18 protein-coding genes are annotated in these 18934 nt (G+C 47.1%); 14 read left to right on the top strand and 4 right to left on the bottom strand.

Going from position 1 to position 18934, the window contains the following annotated elements:
- Positions 1-219: 219 nt before the first annotated feature.
- Together PR800_RS12895 and PR800_RS12890 are read right to left on the bottom strand one after the other, a co-directional pair.
- Positions 220-876: a hypothetical protein gene (locus PR800_RS12895; protein WP_193234570.1), complete on the bottom strand. Its 657-nt coding sequence runs from the start codon at positions 874-876 to the stop codon at positions 220-222.
- A gap of 43 nt (positions 877-919) precedes the next feature.
- Entirely contained in the window at positions 920-1066 is a 147-nt protein-coding gene (locus tag PR800_RS12890; protein ID WP_162838621.1) for a hypothetical protein, read from the bottom strand.
- A gap of 241 nt (positions 1067-1307) precedes the next feature.
- Here PR800_RS12890 and PR800_RS12885 point away from each other — a divergent pair, with 241 nt between their 5' ends.
- The 9 genes from PR800_RS12885 (at position 1308) to PR800_RS12845 (ending at position 13586) form a co-directional block, all read left to right on the top strand.
- Positions 1308-2000 (top strand): DsbC family protein, encoded by a 693-nt coding sequence (locus PR800_RS12885; protein WP_001228924.1) that lies wholly within the window; start codon positions 1308-1310, stop codon positions 1998-2000.
- Positions 2000-4399 (top strand): type IV secretion system protein TraC, encoded by a 2400-nt coding sequence (gene traC / locus PR800_RS12880; RefSeq protein ID WP_272530999.1) that lies wholly within the window; start codon positions 2000-2002, stop codon positions 4397-4399. The genes PR800_RS12885 and traC overlap by 1 nt, the downstream gene beginning before the upstream one ends.
- Positions 4392-4739 (top strand): hypothetical protein, encoded by a 348-nt coding sequence (locus tag PR800_RS12875; RefSeq protein WP_015066569.1) that lies wholly within the window; start codon positions 4392-4394, stop codon positions 4737-4739. The genes traC and PR800_RS12875 overlap by 8 nt, the downstream gene beginning before the upstream one ends.
- Positions 4723-5235 (top strand): S26 family signal peptidase, encoded by a 513-nt coding sequence (locus PR800_RS12870; protein ID WP_272530998.1) that lies wholly within the window; start codon positions 4723-4725, stop codon positions 5233-5235. The genes PR800_RS12875 and PR800_RS12870 overlap by 17 nt, the downstream gene beginning before the upstream one ends.
- Positions 5236-5245: 10 nt before the next feature.
- Positions 5246-6370, top strand: a complete 1125-nt coding sequence (locus tag PR800_RS12865; protein WP_272530997.1) for a TrbC family F-type conjugative pilus assembly protein — start codon at positions 5246-5248, stop codon at positions 6368-6370.
- Complete coding sequence (locus PR800_RS12860; RefSeq protein ID WP_156734076.1) at positions 6354-7382, top strand: TraU family protein; 1029 nt, start codon at positions 6354-6356, stop codon at positions 7380-7382. The genes PR800_RS12865 and PR800_RS12860 overlap by 17 nt, the downstream gene beginning before the upstream one ends.
- A gap of 2 nt (positions 7383-7384) precedes the next feature.
- Positions 7385-11077 carry a conjugal transfer protein TraN gene (gene traN, locus PR800_RS12855; protein WP_272530994.1) on the top strand — a complete coding sequence of 1231 codons (3693 nt, stop codon included), beginning with the start codon at positions 7385-7387 and terminating at the stop codon, positions 11075-11077.
- Between the two features lie 430 nt (positions 11078-11507).
- Entirely contained in the window at positions 11508-12575 is a 1068-nt protein-coding gene (locus PR800_RS12850; protein WP_272530993.1) for a nucleoid-associated protein, read from the top strand.
- Positions 12576-13586 (top strand): GTP pyrophosphokinase, encoded by a 1011-nt coding sequence (locus PR800_RS12845; protein ID WP_272530992.1) that lies wholly within the window; start codon positions 12576-12578, stop codon positions 13584-13586.
- A 445-nt stretch (positions 13587-14031) separates the two neighbouring features.
- Here the strand turns inward: PR800_RS12845 and PR800_RS12840 are convergent, their stop codons facing one another.
- Positions 14032-14715: an endonuclease gene (locus PR800_RS12840; protein WP_272530991.1), complete on the bottom strand. Its 684-nt coding sequence runs from the start codon at positions 14713-14715 to the stop codon at positions 14032-14034.
- Positions 14716-14823: 108 nt separating this feature from the next.
- Complete coding sequence (locus PR800_RS12835; RefSeq protein WP_110076552.1) at positions 14824-15426, bottom strand: hypothetical protein; 603 nt, start codon at positions 15424-15426, stop codon at positions 14824-14826.
- 365 nt (positions 15427-15791) lie between these two features.
- Here PR800_RS12835 and PR800_RS12830 point away from each other — a divergent pair, with 365 nt between their 5' ends.
- The 5 genes from PR800_RS12830 to PR800_RS12810 all read left to right on the top strand — a co-directional run bounded on the left by PR800_RS12830 (position 15792) and on the right by PR800_RS12810 (position 18754).
- Entirely contained in the window at positions 15792-16118 is a 327-nt protein-coding gene (locus PR800_RS12830; protein ID WP_110076553.1) for a plasmid-related protein, read from the top strand.
- Between the two features lie 15 nt (positions 16119-16133).
- Positions 16134-16553, top strand: coding sequence for a single-stranded DNA-binding protein (locus PR800_RS12825; RefSeq protein ID WP_272530987.1), 420 nt, complete (start codon positions 16134-16136; stop codon positions 16551-16553).
- A 79-nt stretch (positions 16554-16632) separates the two neighbouring features.
- On the top strand, positions 16633-17451 hold the full coding sequence (gene bet, locus PR800_RS12820; RefSeq protein ID WP_029628704.1) for a phage recombination protein Bet: 819 nt from the start codon (positions 16633-16635) through the stop codon (positions 17449-17451).
- Between the two features lie 82 nt (positions 17452-17533).
- Complete coding sequence (locus tag PR800_RS12815; protein ID WP_000167275.1) at positions 17534-17677, top strand: hypothetical protein; 144 nt, start codon at positions 17534-17536, stop codon at positions 17675-17677.
- Positions 17678-17737: 60 nt separating this feature from the next.
- Positions 17738-18754, top strand: coding sequence for a YqaJ viral recombinase family nuclease (locus tag PR800_RS12810; protein ID WP_272530985.1), 1017 nt, complete (start codon positions 17738-17740; stop codon positions 18752-18754).
- The last annotated feature ends 180 nt before the right edge of the window (positions 18755-18934 follow it).

Raw genomic sequence — 18934 nt, 5'->3', positions numbered from 1 at the left:
CCACCCCGTACCCGTTTATCATGACGGCGTTTCAGTTAATAGGTTTCCCATTCACTTAGCTTGATTTCAAGCAGCGGCCATGAATACCGAAAAGAATGCTAGCGCCGCCACTGCAAAAGGCAGTTAGCGGGGCTTTCCCTGTGGGAGCACATTCAAACAGGCTACTAGCCTGATATTTTGAGCTTTAGGCGCTCGTTCCTTTTGGGTTGGATTTACACATTACCAAACGGCAGGATATTCAACAATACCCGACACTGGGAATCCATGGTTTAAAAGAGATTGTCTGATTAAGAACGGCAACGTATTCGCATCACTTGGGTATCTGCTTAACTTTTCATTGGAATAATGATCAATGAAATCGATTAGCTGCGTCGCAGTTAAAGGTTCGAGCACATGCGAATTCCAAACTGCATCCTCTACGCTATGATCAAGTTCTTCATTCGTATGCCTGAAAGTTAATCGACTTTGACTGACGACGCGAAACTGATCGGCCCCTTGATGGTGTACCACAAGTTTTAGCTCTGGAACTTTTTTGACCAGTTTGCCTCGTTGGTCTCTTCGCGGATCATAAAATGCTTGGCTAAGAATTACCTTTCCTTCAACACGGTAAAAGGTTTTCTCCATAGTTTCAGTGTTTAATGACCAATAAACTTTAAAACTGTTACGACGAATTTTGCTGCCATAGATATTGAGCAAAGGCAGCAGTTGTTGTTCCGTGCCTTGTTTCGAACCTTTGTTCCAAGCACTTACGATGGATTGCTGTGTTCTGCATTTTTCAGCAATCTCTTGTTGCGTCCACCCATCGTTCAGTGCAAGCCGAACAAGTTCTCTTGTCCATTTGAACGGTTTTTTCTTACTGTTTTTGCTCTTGTCCATGTAGTCCCTTAAAAGAAAGGGAGCATTAAGCCCCCTTCACAACTTATTTTTTCTTACCGCCATTCTGCGGATTTTGAGGGTTCATCTGCCACCCTCGATTTCCTTGGTTTTGTGAGTAAGTCTTGTTAGTACCAGACGTACCCTTATTGGCGTTTGTCATATCTGAGTTGTGATTGTTTTGCTTAGACATTTTTGTCTCCTCGTTTATGTAAAAGTACAAGGCACATGCTAACAAGGGCAAAAAATCACGCGACTGATGATTTGATGATAATTGGTGATATTCACTGATATTTTCTGATTTTTCAATTTTTCTAGGTCAACGGGAGAATAGGATGCCTAGCAAGGCACCCAATTCTTCAATCTATCTAACCGAGTCCACATAGGACAACTGCATAGACTGGAGCCTCGATTTACATTAACGAGGACTCCTCATGCGAAAACTATCTCCAATCATTCTAGCGCTTGCGCTTTCTCCTTTGGTTCAAGCTGAACCTGTGTCTGAAGTGTCGCCCGTTGGCAAAATTGACGGCATGGTTTCTTTGCCGGTCACGGGTATGAAAGCGGTCGAAAGCAATGGCCGTATTGTTTTCATGTCAGACAGTGGCCGGTTCGTCATTGATGGGACGCTCTATGATGCCTGGTCGAAAAAGCCGCTTACTAGCCTTGAAGAAATTCGAGAAGCGGGAAACACGCTGGACTTAAGTCGTCTTGGCTTAAAAATGGATGATTTGAACCCACTGACGCTGGGCGAAGGCAAAAAGAAAGTGGTGGTCTTTGTTGACCCACGATGCCCGCATTGCCATGAGCTTTTGAAACAAGCTTTACCGCTAACCAAAGAATACACCTTCCAAATACTCCCTGTGCCAGTGCTTGGTCCAGATTCAGAGCGTCAGGTCCGCCAGCTTGGCTGTGCGCGTGACAAGAAAGCGGCCACCGATGCATTGCTGAATGGCCGGATTGGTAACCTAGAGCAGGATGATGCCTGCAACTTAGAGCCAATGCAGCGTACCTTGGTGACGGCTCAAATTCTGGGAATTCAAGGTGTGCCTTTCATCGTCGCCAATGATGGTCGCATCAGCCGAGGCCGTCCTTATGATCTTTCTGCTTGGTTGGAGGGGCGTTAATGAAAGCCTCTCTGTATTCAGGGCAACGCGCTTCAGAGCTCTTGCCAGTATTGGCCTATTCAGACGATGAGCAACTGTTTTTCATGGAAGACCAGAGTGTTGGCTTTGGTTTTCTATGTGACCCATTGCCGGGTGGTGATGAGTCTGTTGCAGACAGGGTTAATGTTTTACTCAACAACGACTGGCCAAAAGACACTTTGCTGCAATTTGGCCTGTACGCCTCGCCTGATATTCAAACCGACCTTCAGCGCATGATGGGCTTACGGCATCGTCAATCCGATCCATTGCTTAGGGCGTCGATACGCAAACGTGCGGATTTCCTCGATGGGGGCACGGTTCAACCGATAGAAGAATCGACCCAGACTCAGGTACGCAACTTTCAACTGATCGTCACTTGCAAATTGCCTTTGGAAAGTCCTATACCGACGGAGCGTGAGTTGAGTCGAGCATCCGCGCTTCGAGCTTCTTTCTCTCAGGCGTTGGCAACGGTTGGTTTTCGCGTCACTGAGATGACTGACCGAAATTGGCTCGCGGCATTAAGTGCGCAACTTAACTGGGGAAAAGATGCTTCTTGGCGTAATCCATCTCCAATCCGCAGTGAGGCAGATAAACCACTTCGAGAGCAAGTGTTGGATTATGACCGAGCTATCAAGGTGGATAGCCAAGGTCTGATGCTGGGTGATTACCGAGTTAAAACCTTATCGTTTAAGCGCTTGCCTGAGCGGATCTGGTTTGGTCATGCCGCAAGTTTTGCGGGCGATATGATGACGGGTAGTCGCGGTTTACGCGGAAGCTTTTTACTGAATGTCACCATTCACTTTCCTTCAGCCGAGGCGATGCGATCTCGTCTAGAGACGAAGCGTCAATGGGCGGTCAATCAGGCCTATGGCCCGATGCTCAAGTTTGTGCCGGTGCTTGCAGCCAAGAAAAAGGGATTTGATGTTCTTTTTGAAGCTTTGCAAGAAGGTGATCGTCCTATTCGGACCAATATGACTTTGACGCTGTTTTCACCAACGGAAGAAGCGTCCATCAGCTCTGTTTCAAATGCTCGAACTTATTTCAAAGAACTCGGATTTGAGCTGATGGAAGACAAGTACTTCTGTTTGCCCATTTTCCTGAATGCCTTGCCATTTGGTGCTGATCGCCAGGCGATGAACGACTTGTTTCGATTCAAGACCATGGCGACACGGCATGTGATCCCACTGTTGCCTTTGTTTGCGGATTGGAAAGGCACGGGCACGCCAGTGATTAACTTTGTTTCCCGTAATGGTCAGATCATGAGTGTGTCCCTTTATGACTCGGGCAGTAATTACAACTGTTGCATCGCGGCGCAATCGGGATCGGGTAAGTCATTCCTGGTGAACGAAATCATCTCCTCCTACTTATCTGAAGGCGGGCAATGCTGGGTGATTGATGTTGGCCGCTCTTATGAAAAACTGTGTGAAGTCTATGACGGTGAGTTCTTACAGTTCGGGCGGGACAGTGGTATTTGCTTGAATCCGTTTGAAATCGTTGAGGACTATGACGAAGAAGCGGATGTACTGGTTGGGTTATTGGCCACAATGGCCGCACCAACGCAGTCATTAACCGATTTTCAGATGGCCAACCTAAAGCGTCAGACCCGTGAACTGTGGGAGAAAAAAGGTCGTGCCATGTTGGTTGATGATGTGGCAGCGGCTTTAAAAAATCATGAAGACCGACGTGTGCAGGACGTGGGTGAGCAGCTCTATCCGTTTACGACACAGGGCGAATATGGCCGCTTCTTTAATGGCCACAACAATATTCGCTTCAAAAACCGTTTCACCGTTTTGGAGTTAGAAGAGCTCAAGGGGCGTAAGCACCTGCAACAAGTGGTGTTGCTTCAGCTTATCTACCAAATCCAACAAGAGATGTACTTAGGTGAGCGTGATCGTCGCAAGATTGTGTTCATCGACGAAGCCTGGGATCTGCTGACTCAAGGTGATGTCGGTAAATTTATCGAAACGGGTTACCGGCGATTTCGAAAATATGGTGGCAGTGCTGTAACGGTAACGCAATCGGTCAACGATTTGTATGACAGCCCTACAGGTAAAGCCATCGCTGAAAACTCGGCCAATATGTACCTGCTTGGCCAAAAAACTGAAACCATCAACGCGCTCAAAAAAGAAGGTCGCTTGCCACTAGGTGAAGGTGGCTACGAATACCTGAAAACGGTTCATACCGTCACGGGTGTCTATTCCGAAATTTTCTTTATTACCGAGATGGGCACTGGGATTGGCCGTCTCATCGTCGATCCGTTTCACAAGCTGTTGTACTCGTCCCGTGCAGAAGATGTAAACGCGATTAAGCAGTTAACGCGCAAAGGCCTTTCTGTTGCTGATGCCATCTCTCAGTTGTTAAAGGAGCGAGGCTATGAATAAGACCACGCTTTGGCCATTTATGGCTTCTATTACTTTGTCTATTGCTGGTAGCGGTTTAATGACCAGCTGGCTCTTAATGAAAACACTTGAACCCATCCACAGCCAGTTGGCGTTAAGTACGCCCATTGCAGTCGTGGATTTTGGGGAGGCGGTGTTGTCACTGGGCCCCAATGCCAGCGAACAAGACATCGAATCCAGGTTGCTTCAGACCAATCAGCAAATTGAAAAGTTAAAAACGGCCGGTTTTATCGTGCTGGATGCCCAAGCGGTGGTGGGTGCTGATGATTCCGTATTTGTGCCAGTAGGCTCTAAGGAGGTGTCTCATGCAGATACTCCGTAAAAGAATGCCTTGGCGGCCATATCTCATTCGTTTGACCATTCTTGCGTTAATCATGGCCTTGGTAGGCACCTACGCCATGATGCGCTACAGAATTGGTATTGATACCCAGCAAGAGCGCTGCCTGCCTGATACCACGGTGTATCTGATTGACCTATGGAATAAAGAGCCCGTTAAGGATGGTTTGTATGCCTTCCACTCAAAAGGACTCGCTCCGTTATATAACGACGGTACTCGGATGCTGAAACGCCTAACAGGGATGCCTGGGGATGAAGTCAATGTGACGCCTGAGCATGTGCTGGTGAACGGTGCTGAAGTCTCTACCGGCATGGCATTAGCCCAGCGGCTTGGTGTGGCGGAATCACAATTTAGCCGCTCATTGACGCTGCAAGAAAACGAATATTGGTTTTCCGGTGAGGCCGAAACGAGTTTCGACTCCCGTTATTGGAATGCCGTTAAGCGCGAGCAAATTGTCGGTCGCGCTTGGCCGCTTTGGTAGGAGGTGGAAGATGAGAAGACTATGCCTCTCATTTTTGTTGGTTGCTCCATTGACTTGGGTGCAAGTGTCCCTGGCACAAGAGCCTTTTCCGTTGTCAGACGAGGACAAAAAGATCGTCGAAATGAGTCGCAGCATTTTACAAAGTGCTGTGGATGGTTCATCTGAATTTATCGAGCCTTTTTCACCGATTGAACAACCTGCGTCGCTCAAACACAGCGATGAATGGTTGATATTTGCGTCGTCCTCATTGGGTGATTCGTCAATGAAGCAGCTATTTAAAGAGGCCAGTGCTACCGGCGCTATTGTGTTGTTTCGGGGAATTCCTGAAGGAAAGACCTTGGGGGCGGCTATCCGTGATTGGCATATGCTGATGACGGAGCTTGATCCTGTTCCTCAGGTTCGAATCGATCCGAAAGCCTTTGTGCACTGGCGGGTGACTAGCGTGCCTGCCATTTTCCGCATAGAAGATGACAAGGTGACTGCAAGTGCACTAGGGGTTTACAGCAAGGACTGGTTGCAACGTCAAATTGAAACAGGCAATACCGGTTCATTGGGTCAACGCGGTCCTATTCATTCGATTTTAGAACCGGATTTGATGCAAGTGGCGATGCAGCGTTTACAGTCGATTGACCTGGGCGCATTAAAGAAAAAAGCCATTGAGCGTTTCTGGTCTCGCCAAACATTTACTGAGTTACCCAAAGCCACGCAGTATCGGATAAGAATGGTTGATCCAACCATCGTCATGCAGCGGCCACTATTGGATGCCAATGGTCCAACACTGATCCCAGCAGGAACGCGTATTAACCCGCTCAAAGCCTTGCCATTTACCCAGCAGCTTGTGGTGTTTAATGCGTCGAACGCTGAAGAAGTGGACGCAGTTGCGCATTGGCTTGAGGGCCAAGATAGGACACTGCGCCGCATTACGCTTATAACCACGCAGCTCGACCGTGCTCAAGGTTGGAATCGCCTCAATGCGCTCGAAAAGACATTGGATAGTCCGGTTTACCTTCTCAATGCCTCGCTAAAGCAGCGCTTTGATTTGCAAGTCACCCCATCGTTTGTTCAAGCAAAGGGACTCGCGTTTGAAATAGAAGAAATTCCAGCAAAGGAGCTTGTTCATGCAAAAGCTCAATAATACGTATCGTCTGATGCGGACTCTCGTTGCCATGCTTGTCCTGGGCGCATCTATTCCTGCAAAAGCCGAACTGACCTGCCCAGACGCGGGTTTATTGTCGGGCAAGTTGCTGACGGATGTTTGCTGGTCATGCATTTTTCCTATCCGGGTTGCCGGTCTTCCTCTTGGCTCTGGCAATATCCCAAGCGGCGCATCAAACAAGTCATTTTGCTTATGTGAAGACAACTTAGGTGTGCCAAGGCCAGGTATTGTTACCAGCATGTGGGAGCCAGCGCGTCTGATTGAACTGGTCAGAACGCCGGGGTGTTCGCCTTCCCTGGGAGGGATTCGTTTACCGTTAGGTGATAGACGACTGCAAGGTGGTCATGGCGAGGGTGAATACGACACCGGTGATCTCGCTTTCTACCATTACCATTATTACGCCTTTCCGCTGTTGGTCATGCTCGATTTATTCATGGATGGCAATTGCAATGCCGATGGTTACATGGACTTTGACTTGATGTATTTGTCGGAATTGGACCCAACATGGCTGAACGATGAACTGGCCTTTTTTACTCAGCCTGAAGCGGCTGCCGTTGCCAATCCATTGGCTATTTCGGCGTGTACCGCTGACGCTGCCTCATCGACGCTTGGTAAACCCATCGACCAGTTGTTTTGGTGTGCTGGCAGTTGGGGCCATCTCTATCCCTTATCTGGCCACACCTTAGCCTTTGGCTCATTAGCAGAAAACACCAGCCATTTAGCGGCGCGAGCAATCGCGGCTCAACACAGGCGTGGTCTTGCTAGGCGAACAATGGGGAACAGTGCGCTATGCCGACCTGTTATCGAACCCATGCTGCCGAAATCCCAATACAAGATGAGTATGTTCTTCCCCGTACCGGAAACTGAAAGTGCGCATGTCATCGGTGAAAGCACCATGAAATGGGGAGAGTGGCGAACGATCCCCGGTGCCGGTGAAGATGCGCTCTACATTTTGTGGCGCTGGCAAGACTGCTGTAACTCGGGAGGTTAACCATGAAACCAACACTTTTTACCCGAGTGTTAGCGGGTATTTTATCAATCACTATGGCGTGCTTGCCCTTACATGGTGTGGCCGCTGATGTGCAGCGCCAATCCGGCCTAAGCGGACAACAGGAAGGTAAGCAATTGCTGCAAAACTGGACGATGCCCGCACTCAATGGCAATACATTGTCGGTGCCGAATGGCAGTGGTCATGAGTCCATTAACTTGCAAGAGCTTTTCCCTGGTATGGATCAGGGCTCATTGGATGTCTTAACGGGCGTTTATGGCTCTGATGCCAGTATGAATCAATTGGGGACACAGCGCCAAGAGAGCATGGCATCCGAAAGTGGCGCTACGGGTGAAGCATTTCGTTCGCTACAGCAAATCAAAGACAGGTCTCGGCCAGATATGGTCAATGATCCACTTTGGGCATTAACTGATGCGGTTCAAACTGACCCCAATCTATTAACGCAAAGCTTCCCAGGCTGTGAGTCTCAAGGTGAAGGTAGCCCAAATTACCAGCAATGCGACAGGCTCAATACAGCGGTTAACAGTTGCACTATTACTCACGATTACACGGCAGGCATTATTGAGCATGTTTCAGGACCGATGAACCTTCGCTCTTGTGGTGAGGGGTGTCTTGAAGTTTGGATAGGACGTATTGGCGACAACTACTGGAGTGGTAGTTGTAAAGTGTTCGAACAGGCCATCACACTCAAGGTCGTGAACCCCGATGCGATTACCTCGGCCGTTCTTGAGTACGCCAAATGGGATGACTACATGCAAGTGTGGCTTGGCGATCAGAAAGTCTGGTCTGGGCCGAACAATAACTTTCCACCAGAAACGGCAGGTCGCTGCGAGCTCAGTACCAGTTGGGAGCGCAATCCAAATACCGATCTCACTGCCAAGCTAAAAGCGGTAGAGCCCGGTTTAGAAGTGCCAGTTAAAATTCGCGTATCGGTTACGGGTAGTGGTGAGGGGTATGCACGCATCAAGGTGCGCTTTGATCCAACCAAGGTGGTGATGAATGATAGTTGGTCGCCACAATCCTGTATTGAACAAGCAGCGGATATCCCGACGAAGTTTTCAGACTACAGCATTCAATGCACGGATCAGCCGTCTTCAACCAACGGATGTACGGTGGTCAATGGTGTTTCAGTTTGTGAATCCTATTTTGCCCCTAGCCCTGTGGCTGGCATATCGCCTTTGTGTCGGCGTGTACAAGTCAGTGTGGATGATGAAAGCTATAAGGGGATTGAAAATCAGGCCTGCCAAGTGCTTGAAGCGAATCCTTCCTGTGGATTCATGTCGTCAGAATGTGCCGAAACCAATGATAAAGGTGAATGCATTCGTTTTACCGATACCTATGACTGTGGATTGCAAACCAGCGATCCAAAGTGCGTGGTATCCAATCTTATGCCGAGTAGTTTTGAGGCCTGTGAGCCTACTCAGACGATTACGCCATTTACTGAAACCAAGCATGTACCGGATTACCAGGTGTGCGAGAAGATCAGCACGCTTACTGAGTGTCAGTTAGAACGACGTGTATCCGCTGAAACCCATCAACAAAGCTGGTCCATTGAGCGCGGTTGCTTTAGCTCTGAAACGCTCAGCTTTGTTCCACAGCACAGCAGCACTATGCAAACTGGAAACGCGACGCTGAGAGTGTTTGATAATCAAAATACTGAGATAAAAATCACCGAGTCGCCGTCCAAGGCAAATGGCTGGAAAACGACACTCTCATTGACGGGCAACAAGGAGACGGTCACAGAGACGAAACCGTCCATTAAATACCCTGAAATGACCTGTCCAAAAGGAACCTTGGTTGGCTCATTGTGCAAGGTCGTTAATGGGTCGATTATTTCGTGGCATGAACCGCAGGAAGTCACGCGTTCCAGATGTGAGTCCGGCTGGAACAAAGTCGATTTCGATACTTGCAGCCGAGAAGTTCAGAAGTGTTTGGCTCCTGCGAAACTGAGTGCTTCCTTGACCTTCTCTGGCAAATACTTAGAGCAAGACGTTGTTCATCAATCAAGTGATCCGGGCATAGACCAATGCTTGATGCAAACGGATCAGTTCACTGCGGTGCAGTGGCAGTGTTTGGATACGGGCATAAAACGAATCGACGGGTTAACAGTTGGTAGTGGCGAGTTGGCCAATCTTGGAAGCCTTTATCCGACGGTTGTTTCGTCTCCTGCTCATTTAACCAGTCGTGGCAGCTCTGATGGACTGGGGCTCTCATGCTGGAGGGCAAAAGCGACCTACAATGCTTCGACTGCTCATCCAGAGTTCAACATGGGCAGCTCAGATAGCTGGGTAGATGCCAATGGTAATACACAAACCATCGTCAATAACGGACAAAACACGACCACCAATACGTGTGCCGCGCTGGAGCAAAACCCGGCCTGCCAGTATGTCAGAACCGAATGCACTGAAGGCGGGGCTGGTCATGAAGGCTTCTGTTATATCCAAAGTTTGGTGTATGACTGTGGACAAAGCGTTGAAGTGCAAAATGCACGAATGGAAACTCAATACAACTGTGAGGGGCCAGTTCGCTGTATGGGCACAGATTGTTTAGAGCCAGAGTCAATCAAGCAGGCAAACTTTGCAGAGGCCGCCGCGATGCTTAATGCGGCGCAGTTTATGACCAATGATATGTCATGCACGGGAGCTGATGGCCAAGATAACGTCGAGTGTACGGTCTTTAAAGGTAATGCTGGCCAGTGCAAAAAAGCCGTTGGCGGTATAGTGGATTGCTGTGAAAAGCCAAGTGGCGTGTCGTTATCGGATTACATCACAATGATTGTGGCGGTCAATAAGCTTGATACGGCAGTCATGGCCATGAATCCGTCGTCGGCAATCTATGGTTCCTGGAATACGCTTAGGGAGCCAATCACGAGTACTTGGAGTGCGGTCAAAGAGCCCTTTGTGTCTGCTTGGGACTCTCTTATGGGGGCTGGGCCATCAACGGCTGCTGGCGCGGGAGCGGAGCAAGCTGCGACTGGCTTCATGCAGGTGTTGACCAACAAAACGGCTGAATGGGTAGGTACGACCTTTGGTTCGGGGGCGCAATCGGCACTGTTTAGCAACGTTGGTGGCGCGGTTGGAGCCGATGGTGTTGTTTCGGGTGGTAACTTTGCCCTAGGGGGCGCTGCGGGCGCGGTTCTGAGTACGGTTATGACGGCCTACATGATTTATTCAGTCACCATGATCCTCATTCAGCTTATCTGGAAATGTGAGCAGAGTGAGTTTGAGATGAACGCTAAGCGGGTATTGAAGAGTTGCCACTATGTGGGCTCTTACTGCAAGTCTAAGTTCTTAGGTGCCTGTGTTGAGAAACGGCAATCATATTGCTGCTTTACTTCGCCGCTTTCACGGATCATTCAAGAACAAGTACGTCCTCAATTGGGCCTTGGTTGGGGCAGTGCCAAGTCACCAAACTGTGAAGGTTTGACCGCGAGTCAGTTAAATCAGGTAGATTGGAGCCAAGTCAATTTGGATGAATGGATAGGTATCTTGTCGATCACGGGCAACCTACCCGAAGTACCGTCACTGGATCTTGAGAGACTCACTGGATCAGGAAGTACGCTAAACGTTGATGGAAACCGTCAAAGTGCCGCAGACAGAGCTATTGAAAGGCTAAACGGAATGGATGCTCAGAAATTACGCCAGGAGGCGACGGAAGAAATTTCGGGGAACAATTAAAAGAAATTGCTCCGTTAGCCCGGTTTTGCTAGGTTAATGGGGCAATAAAATAAAAAATATGTATCGAGTTAACTGCGACTAATTTTCAACAGATGTGTGTCGTAGATCATATCTGTCTTACTGTTTCGAATAGGGTCAGATTTCGTCGGACTGAAACCTATGAGCAAGGAACTGACAGTCGGGCAAACTCGTTTTTGGACAGTTTCGGGTTAGGTTAAATACTCTAATAACAGCTACGATCTAATCTTGGAATGTCACGTTATCCTAGGTCTGACCGAATACGTGCTTATTTTAATGCCTACAGCACCTTAAATCTTAACACTAAAATGGGGCTGTTAGTTACCAGTTTTTCATTAAAAACATCTATGAAAAATCAACTGGGCGGGTTAGTTTAGATAAATAATCAATAATGCAGGGAGTAGCGTCGTTAATGTCTTTTACTTTCGATAACCTTAATTTTCGTAGAATTATTCTACACAATGTATATAAGCCAAATGACGAGGGGCGAGTAGCACCTTTTCCAAGCAAGGCACTAACGATTCTTGATGCAAATGGATTAGATAAGTTACAACAGCGAATTAGTAGTGTCCTTGGTAACGGTTCACATAGTCTCCAAATGGATATTGCACAAGATGGTGCAGCCAGTTGCTTTCATTGTGCCACAAGATTACTAACCGATGACGACTCAGGTTTTATAAATAATTCAGTTGAAATTGCTGAGCTACATACCACCGCTCATACCAGTAAAAATTGGCCTGGCGGAACTCTGGTTATAATTGATGGGACTGCTGGTGCCGCCAATAAGCGATGCTTATTCATTATCAAAGCAGAGCAACAAGCAGGATTTGTTGAAAAAGAAGATGATGACCAGGTTATAATGGAGTTCCTTGACAGTCTGATACTAACGCCACAATCAAAATTGTACAAAGTTGGCGTTTTTGTTGAAGTCGATGGTGCCAGCGCCGGGGAGGAAATTAGAGATTCTGACGACTTTGAAGCTTATGTTTTTGATAGCAATATCAAAGCAAAGGATGACCGCAAAGCTGCAAGATATTTCTATTCGGGCTTTTTAGGGTTGAGAATACCAGAAAACGCAGAGCAGAGAACTCGTGATTTTTTTGAATACACCAAAGGCTTTATTAATGCCGCCGATGTATCCACTGAAACCAAAATAGATTTGCAGCAGGCTCTGCACACCTACCTGAAAACAGACCAAAGTAACACCATTCAAAGTAGCGCCTTCGCAGAGCAGTTCATGGATGAAGAGCTTCGAGATGACTATGCTTCTTATATGGAAAACAAGAACTTTCCAACTACAGCTATAGTTAAAGATAATACGTTAATAAGACGAAAATTACAGCACCGGAAAATGAACTTCTCTTCCAGTGTAAAACTAACTGCGCCTGCCGAAACATTTGATGAGATGGTTCAGGTACTTGAGGTAACTGATGAACATACTACTCTGCAAATAAAAGGCAGGCTGACAGAGCAAGAATAAATGAACCGCGAAGCTTTTATAAAGTTATACGAAGCTGAACTTCCTATGTACGAGGCGTGGGCGGACTTTGTACTAAATGAAATCAATAGTGGAATTCTGTCTCATACGGGGTCAAAGGCTGCGTATCTGGAGTGGGTAAAGATTCCACCTACATACAGGGTTAAGCAGGTTGATTCATTAGTAACCAAAGCTTTTGTCAGAAAACGAAACAAGTACAGGGAACCATACAAAGAAATAACAGATAAGGCTGGTATTAGGTTTGTTGTTTTACTGACATCTCAGTTGGCGTTACTTTCAGACATAGTCCAAGATTCGGTTAGTTGGACTTACTCAAAGGATAAGGAGTTCGATGAATGGAAGGATGATGACCCTAGAATGTTTGATTATCAGTCTGTTCATTATATTGTCTATGCCACAGAAGGTATTACCCACAAAGGGGTTGAGATAAAAGCCGGTACTCCGTGCGAAGTTCAATTGAGAACGCTATTACAGCACGCCTATGCTGAACTCGCACATGATACTATTTATAAGGGCAATATTGGCGCCTCACCTGAAGTTCATAGAACCTTTGCTAAAAGCATGGCATTAATGGAAACTACTGATGATTTGCTTTGCAGTGCCAAACAGGCACTTGAAAGTGCAGCGGCGGACATTAATGCATGGAAAACCATCATAAATCAGGAAGCGCAGCAGCGACTCAGCGACATTGAACTAATAGTTGACGGTAAGAGTACCGACTATGTTCTTAGTAGCCTTGATGACTTACTTAAGAAAACCTCAACTGATGAGTTTCAAGCTTTTCTTGAAGACGCCCAATATGGTTATGTATGTGACAGAATAAGAAACAGGCAAGATGGAGCTGTTGAGTATAGGCATTCATTTGTTTTGTTAATGTATTTCTTGTCAAAGCGGTTCCGCTCTACCTTGCATCGAAAGTGGCCCTTGGATTTAGAGCTATTAGAAGGTGTGTATAGTGACTTGGGTTTAGTCAGGCCATGGGCGGGAACGTGAGCCCGACAAATAAAATGGCAACTTTTCGCTTCACCCCTAATTAATCCTTCGAGATAAGATTAACGACCGGATTGGCCTTTCCACTCCTGCTTAATATTAACCCAGTTGTAGTTCCTGACGAGCGGAATTCAGTAGCTAGGTAGTGTTCTGGTGTACTGTCAGTTAAATTGCTACTGGTTTAATAAACATCAGGACTGTTAAGAAAATTTCGACATTTTAAACTGAAATAAGAAGGCATTTTGCCTTCACCACCATGCTTGACGTTGAAGCTATAGGACAAACCGACCTTAGCATTTTCTTTAACAAGCAAAAGCGAGCTAGATTCGAAAGTCCGCTTTGGCACGTTGCCAGCTATCAGATTAGATTGAGTGAGTAATGTTAATCTGGTAATTGCCCCTTTGTTGTTCGAACCTTAACCAACTAATTCATTTCAGCTAGTTTTGAATTAACAGCTATCTGATACATAGCAATTCGAGTTACCTTGAATACTTTTAATCTTCAAATCACGTACTTTTTCCCATTCGTCAACAGGGTCCATTCTTGACCAAGCTTCAAATAGCTGAGTTTGTTGCCTGCTTAGTCTTAGGCCGTATTGATTTCGCATGTAGAAATAGATTCTAGCAATATCACCCTGACGGTTAGCTGGTGGTTCTGCTCGACGGTCTTTGAAATTAACTTCGAAATCACATTGACCATAGGATCTTGGTTCGTTCGGAATCATGCCAAATCGAAAATTTGACCTATCCCCATTGAGCTCTCCTACAGATGGTACGAGGTTATGGAGATCTGAAACCATTTTAGAAAACTCAGGATCATTCTTTTCACAGTTCCGACGACCACCATTTTGCCAGCATTGGCGTTGATGGCCAATTTCCCAAGCTGAGACAACGTGCTCCCACTCTAAGCGTTCTCCTCGTTTCGGTTGCTTCCTTGGTTCATATCCGCAAGATGCAGCATCAATCGCACCATCATTGTTATAGCTACATCCACAGTAAAACGTACTCTGGTTGTCTTGGTAAATTTCTCGGGCAAATCGTTTTGCCTGGCTGAACGATGTTGGGTGTTCTGCAAATGCAGGGATAGCGAACAACGCTATTAAGAAGGTAACGAGAAAATTAGTTCTATTCATGTAAATTGGCCAAAAATGACAGTTAAATTCATTTTAATGATTTTGATAGAAAATACTGCAAGATGAAGAGCCCCTTCGAGAGGGGCTGGTTGATGCGAGCCTAGTTGGCTAGTTGGCGGGGTTATCTGTTTCCTCTTCAGTGATATCGTCATCGGTTGAAGGCACCGCTTGCTCAACTTCTGCTTCTTTACCCTTAACTTGGGCTGATTTTCGTGCTCGAATTTCGATATCAATTATGCGTCGAGCCAGCTTGATGATGCGCTGTTGCCATGCGTAGTTGCCATCAACACGTTGCTTGTTGCTAAGCACGCTAGACAACCAGAGTGTGTCCATTGAGATCATCAACGCATCGAGTTTGCGAACTAAGCCGACAAACTGACCAACCTGAGGCGAGCTGATTTTGGCGTTGAAGGTAATCGGGTCGGTGTAGTCAGGTACTTCATCGATGCCGTTGGACTCCATCAGTTTGTCCAAACGAGCTTGTTCTTTGTCTACCGCCTTAGCGCAATCCTCGATCAACTGGCTAATGATCTGTTCCACTTCATCAATTTCGTTCTCATCGCCAATGATGCGTAGGATGACATCGATTCCGTAAAGCGCACTGACCGTGCGCCTAAAAACACGGTCAACGACACGTTGCGCCTGTAAGCTGTTAATTGTGAATGATTGTTCAAAGATGGGTTTTGAGTAATTGGGTTTTGCTTGGGCCATAAGTTTGCTCCTGATATGACAATAATCAGTCCCTAGACTAATCCTCTGTGAGGTAATGGCCTTTCAGCTAAGTGGAAGAATTGAGCATCTTTCTAACTACCCTGTCTGGATAAGACGGTTACACTGACTATCAAATATTGCTGATCTGTTTCAGTGATATCTGCGCCTGAGAGCATGAGCTCAAAGGAAGCCCGCCGCTGAGTATTCTCAGTGGTACTAAGAGGTAGCTAGCCTCCTTAAACAAATAGCCTGCATGTTTACATGCTCAACCATGCGTTCCTTACGGTTCGCCTTTTCACCACCCAACTGGGGGAGTTTTCCCCAGTTGGGGGTGACTCCTTCAAAACCAACATAAGGAGTCACCAATGGAATATATCTTCGGATTTATTATCCAAATCGCAGGCATTATGTTGCTTGCAAAACTGAGCTGGTCGCTTTTGCGATTGCTTGCTCGTCAAAGCGTGCGTCCGTTTCGATTTGTACTTACTCAAATTAAGCGATTGCTCACACCAACACTAAAACGTCGTCCAATGGCAGTGCCTAAAGCTCCTGGTATGCCCCGTTTGACATCTGCGTTTTACAAAGAGCCACATCCGTACGACATGGCTTTACTCGAAATACCAACCTATCTGCGTCGTCAGTCTTCTTTGCCCAGCCGGGCAGAAGCGACTGTGTGCACAGAGTTCAACTAAGACAAGGAGAACATCATGAAAAACCAAGTAACACTCATAGGCTACGTTGGCTCTGAGCCAGAGACGCGAGCCTATCCATCAGGTGATTTGGTGACCAGCATTTCGCTGGCCACTTCTGAGAAATGGCGCGACCGGCAATCCAATGAGCTCAAAGAGCATACGGAATGGCATCGGGTCGTTTTTCGAGATCGTGGTGGATTTAAGTTAGGGCTAAGGGCAAAAGATTTAATCCAAAAAGGAGCGAAGCTTTTTGTTCAAGGGCCTCAGCGCACGCGCTCATGGGAGAAAGATGGCATTAAGCATCGATTGACCGAAGTGGACGCGGACGAGTTTCTGCTTCTTGATAGTGTGAATAAAGCATCTGAGCCATCACCGGCGGATGATGTGAGCTCCCAAGCTAATTGGGCACAAACTTATCCTGAACCAGATTTTTAACCGAGCAAAAATGCTTTAACCCAGCCGGGAGTACTTTCCCGTCAGGGGCAGACTCCCACTTTGATTGTCGGAGTCCACAATGGAAAAACCAAAGCTAATCCAACGCTTTGCTGAGCGCTTTAGTGTCGATCCAAACAAACTGTTCGATACCCTAAAAGCAACAGCATTCAAGCAACGTGACGGTAGTGCACCGACCAATGAGCAGATGATGGCGCTCTTGGTGGTTGCAGATCAGTACGGCTTGAACCCTTTCACCAAAGAGATTTTTGCGTTCCCTGATAAACAAGCTGGAATCATTCCAGTGGTAGGTGTCGATGGATGGTCTCGCATCATCAATCAACACGACCAGTTTGATGGCATGGAGTTCAAGACTTCAGAAACCAAAGTCTCACTGGATGGCGCGAAAGAATGCCCGGAATGGATGGAATGCATTATCTATCGGCGCGACCGTTCGCACCCAGTCAAAATCACTGAGTACCTGGATGAAGTCTATCGACCGCCTTTTGAAGGTAACGGCAAAAATGGCCCTTACCGTGTGGATGGTCCATGGCAGACGCACACTAAGCGAATGCTAAGGCATAAATCCATGATCCAGTGTTCCCGCATTGCGTTTGGCTTTGTGGGAATTTTCGATCAAGACGAAGCGGAGCGAATTATCGAAGGCCAAGCAACACACGTTGTTGAGCCATCTGTGATTCCACCCGAGCAAGTTGACTCACGAACCCGAGGGCTTGTTTACAAGCTTATCGAGCGGGCGGAAGCTTCAAACGCTTGGAATAGTGCATTGGAATATGCCAATGAACATTTTCAAGGTGTTGAACTGACGTTTGCGAAACAAGAAATATTTAATGCACAGCAACAAGCAGCCAAAGCGCTCACACAGCCTTTAGCTTCTTAGCGCCACGCATTCATTTTACGAACCCTGGCGGGATTATTCTCCCGTCAGGGGGAAGGTCTCGTCTTTTTTTTGGAGATCTTCCATGACTAAATCAGCCTCACTTTTTCGCTTGGTATTGGTTGTTGCCCTTGTCGTAGGTTCGATTCAAGCCGGTAAAGCGGCAATTGATTCGGTTCAAGCAAGTGTTGTTCAGCACCAAACAGCGTTAGCACAAGCTGCAAAGTAACCACTTAACCCTGAAGGGGAGTTCTCTCCTTCGGGGGAGTCTCCCCTCAAAGGAGGCAATATGAAGGTTATCGACCTATCACAGCGTACTCCTGCATGGCACCAGTGGCGCATTGCAGGGGTTACGGCATCTGAAGCCCCAATTATTATGGGGCGTTCACCCTACAAAACACCTTGGCGATTATGGGCAGAAAAAACCGGATTCGTATTACCGGAAGACCTGTCGAATAATCCAAATGTGCTTCGCGGTATAAGGTTGGAGCCTCAAGCAAGGCGAGCATTTGAGAATGCGCATAATGACTTTCTTCTGCCGTTATGTGCAGAAGCCGATCATAACGCAATCTTTCGAGCCAGCTTTGATGGCATCAACGATGCGGGCGAACCCGTTGAACTGAAATGTCCTTGCCAGTCAGTTTTTAAGGATGTGCAAGCTCACCGAGAACAAAGCGAGGCGTACCAGTTGTATTGGGTGCAAGTACAGCATCAAATACTGGTCGCCAATAGCACGCGAGGTTGGTTGGTTTTCTATTTTGAGGATCAACTGATTGAGTTTGAAATACAACGAGACGCGGCGTTCTTAACTGAGTTGCAAGAAACAGCGCTTCAGTTTTGGGAGTTAGTACAGACCAAAAAAGAACCGTCAAAATGCCCTGAGCAAGATTGTTTTGTTCCCAAGGGTGAAGCCCAATACCGTTGGACATCGCTGTCTCGACAGTATTGCTCAGCACATGCCGAAGTGGTCCGACTGGAAAATCACATTAAATCTTTGAAAGAGGAAATGCGAGACGCCCAGTCAAAATTGGTCGCCATGATGGGTAACTACGCTCATGCCGACTATGCTGGGGTCAAACTCAGCCGCTACATGATGGCGGGCACGGTGGACTATAAGCAATTGGCCACCGATAAGTTAGGAGAGCTGGATGAACAGGTTTTAGCTGCTTACCGAAAAGCGCCACAAGAGCGGTTGCGCATTAGCACCAATAAGCCAGAGCAGCCCGTTGAAACACCAATCAAAATCAGTCTTGAGCAAGATAACTTGGTTCTGCCAGGTGACTCGCCGAGCTCATTTTACTTTTAACGTTCACTTGGAGCCGATTTCGGCTCCTTTCTCATGCGCTTACATCGAGTGCATCAGAAAGCAGTTTCACTCGTAGCCAATGCTGGGTACGAATGATAGAGCGAGCTGAACTCTTACATACACAGCCATACCACAATCAACACACCACCCGACGGGGACTTCATACCCTGTTGGGGCATG

Source organism: Providencia sp. PROV205 (genome assembly GCF_028479505.1).
GTDB lineage: Bacteria > Pseudomonadota > Gammaproteobacteria > Enterobacterales > Enterobacteriaceae > Providencia > Providencia huaxiensis.
Note: the sequence above shows the minus strand (reverse complement) of the source record. Positions and strands in the feature narration are given on the sequence as shown.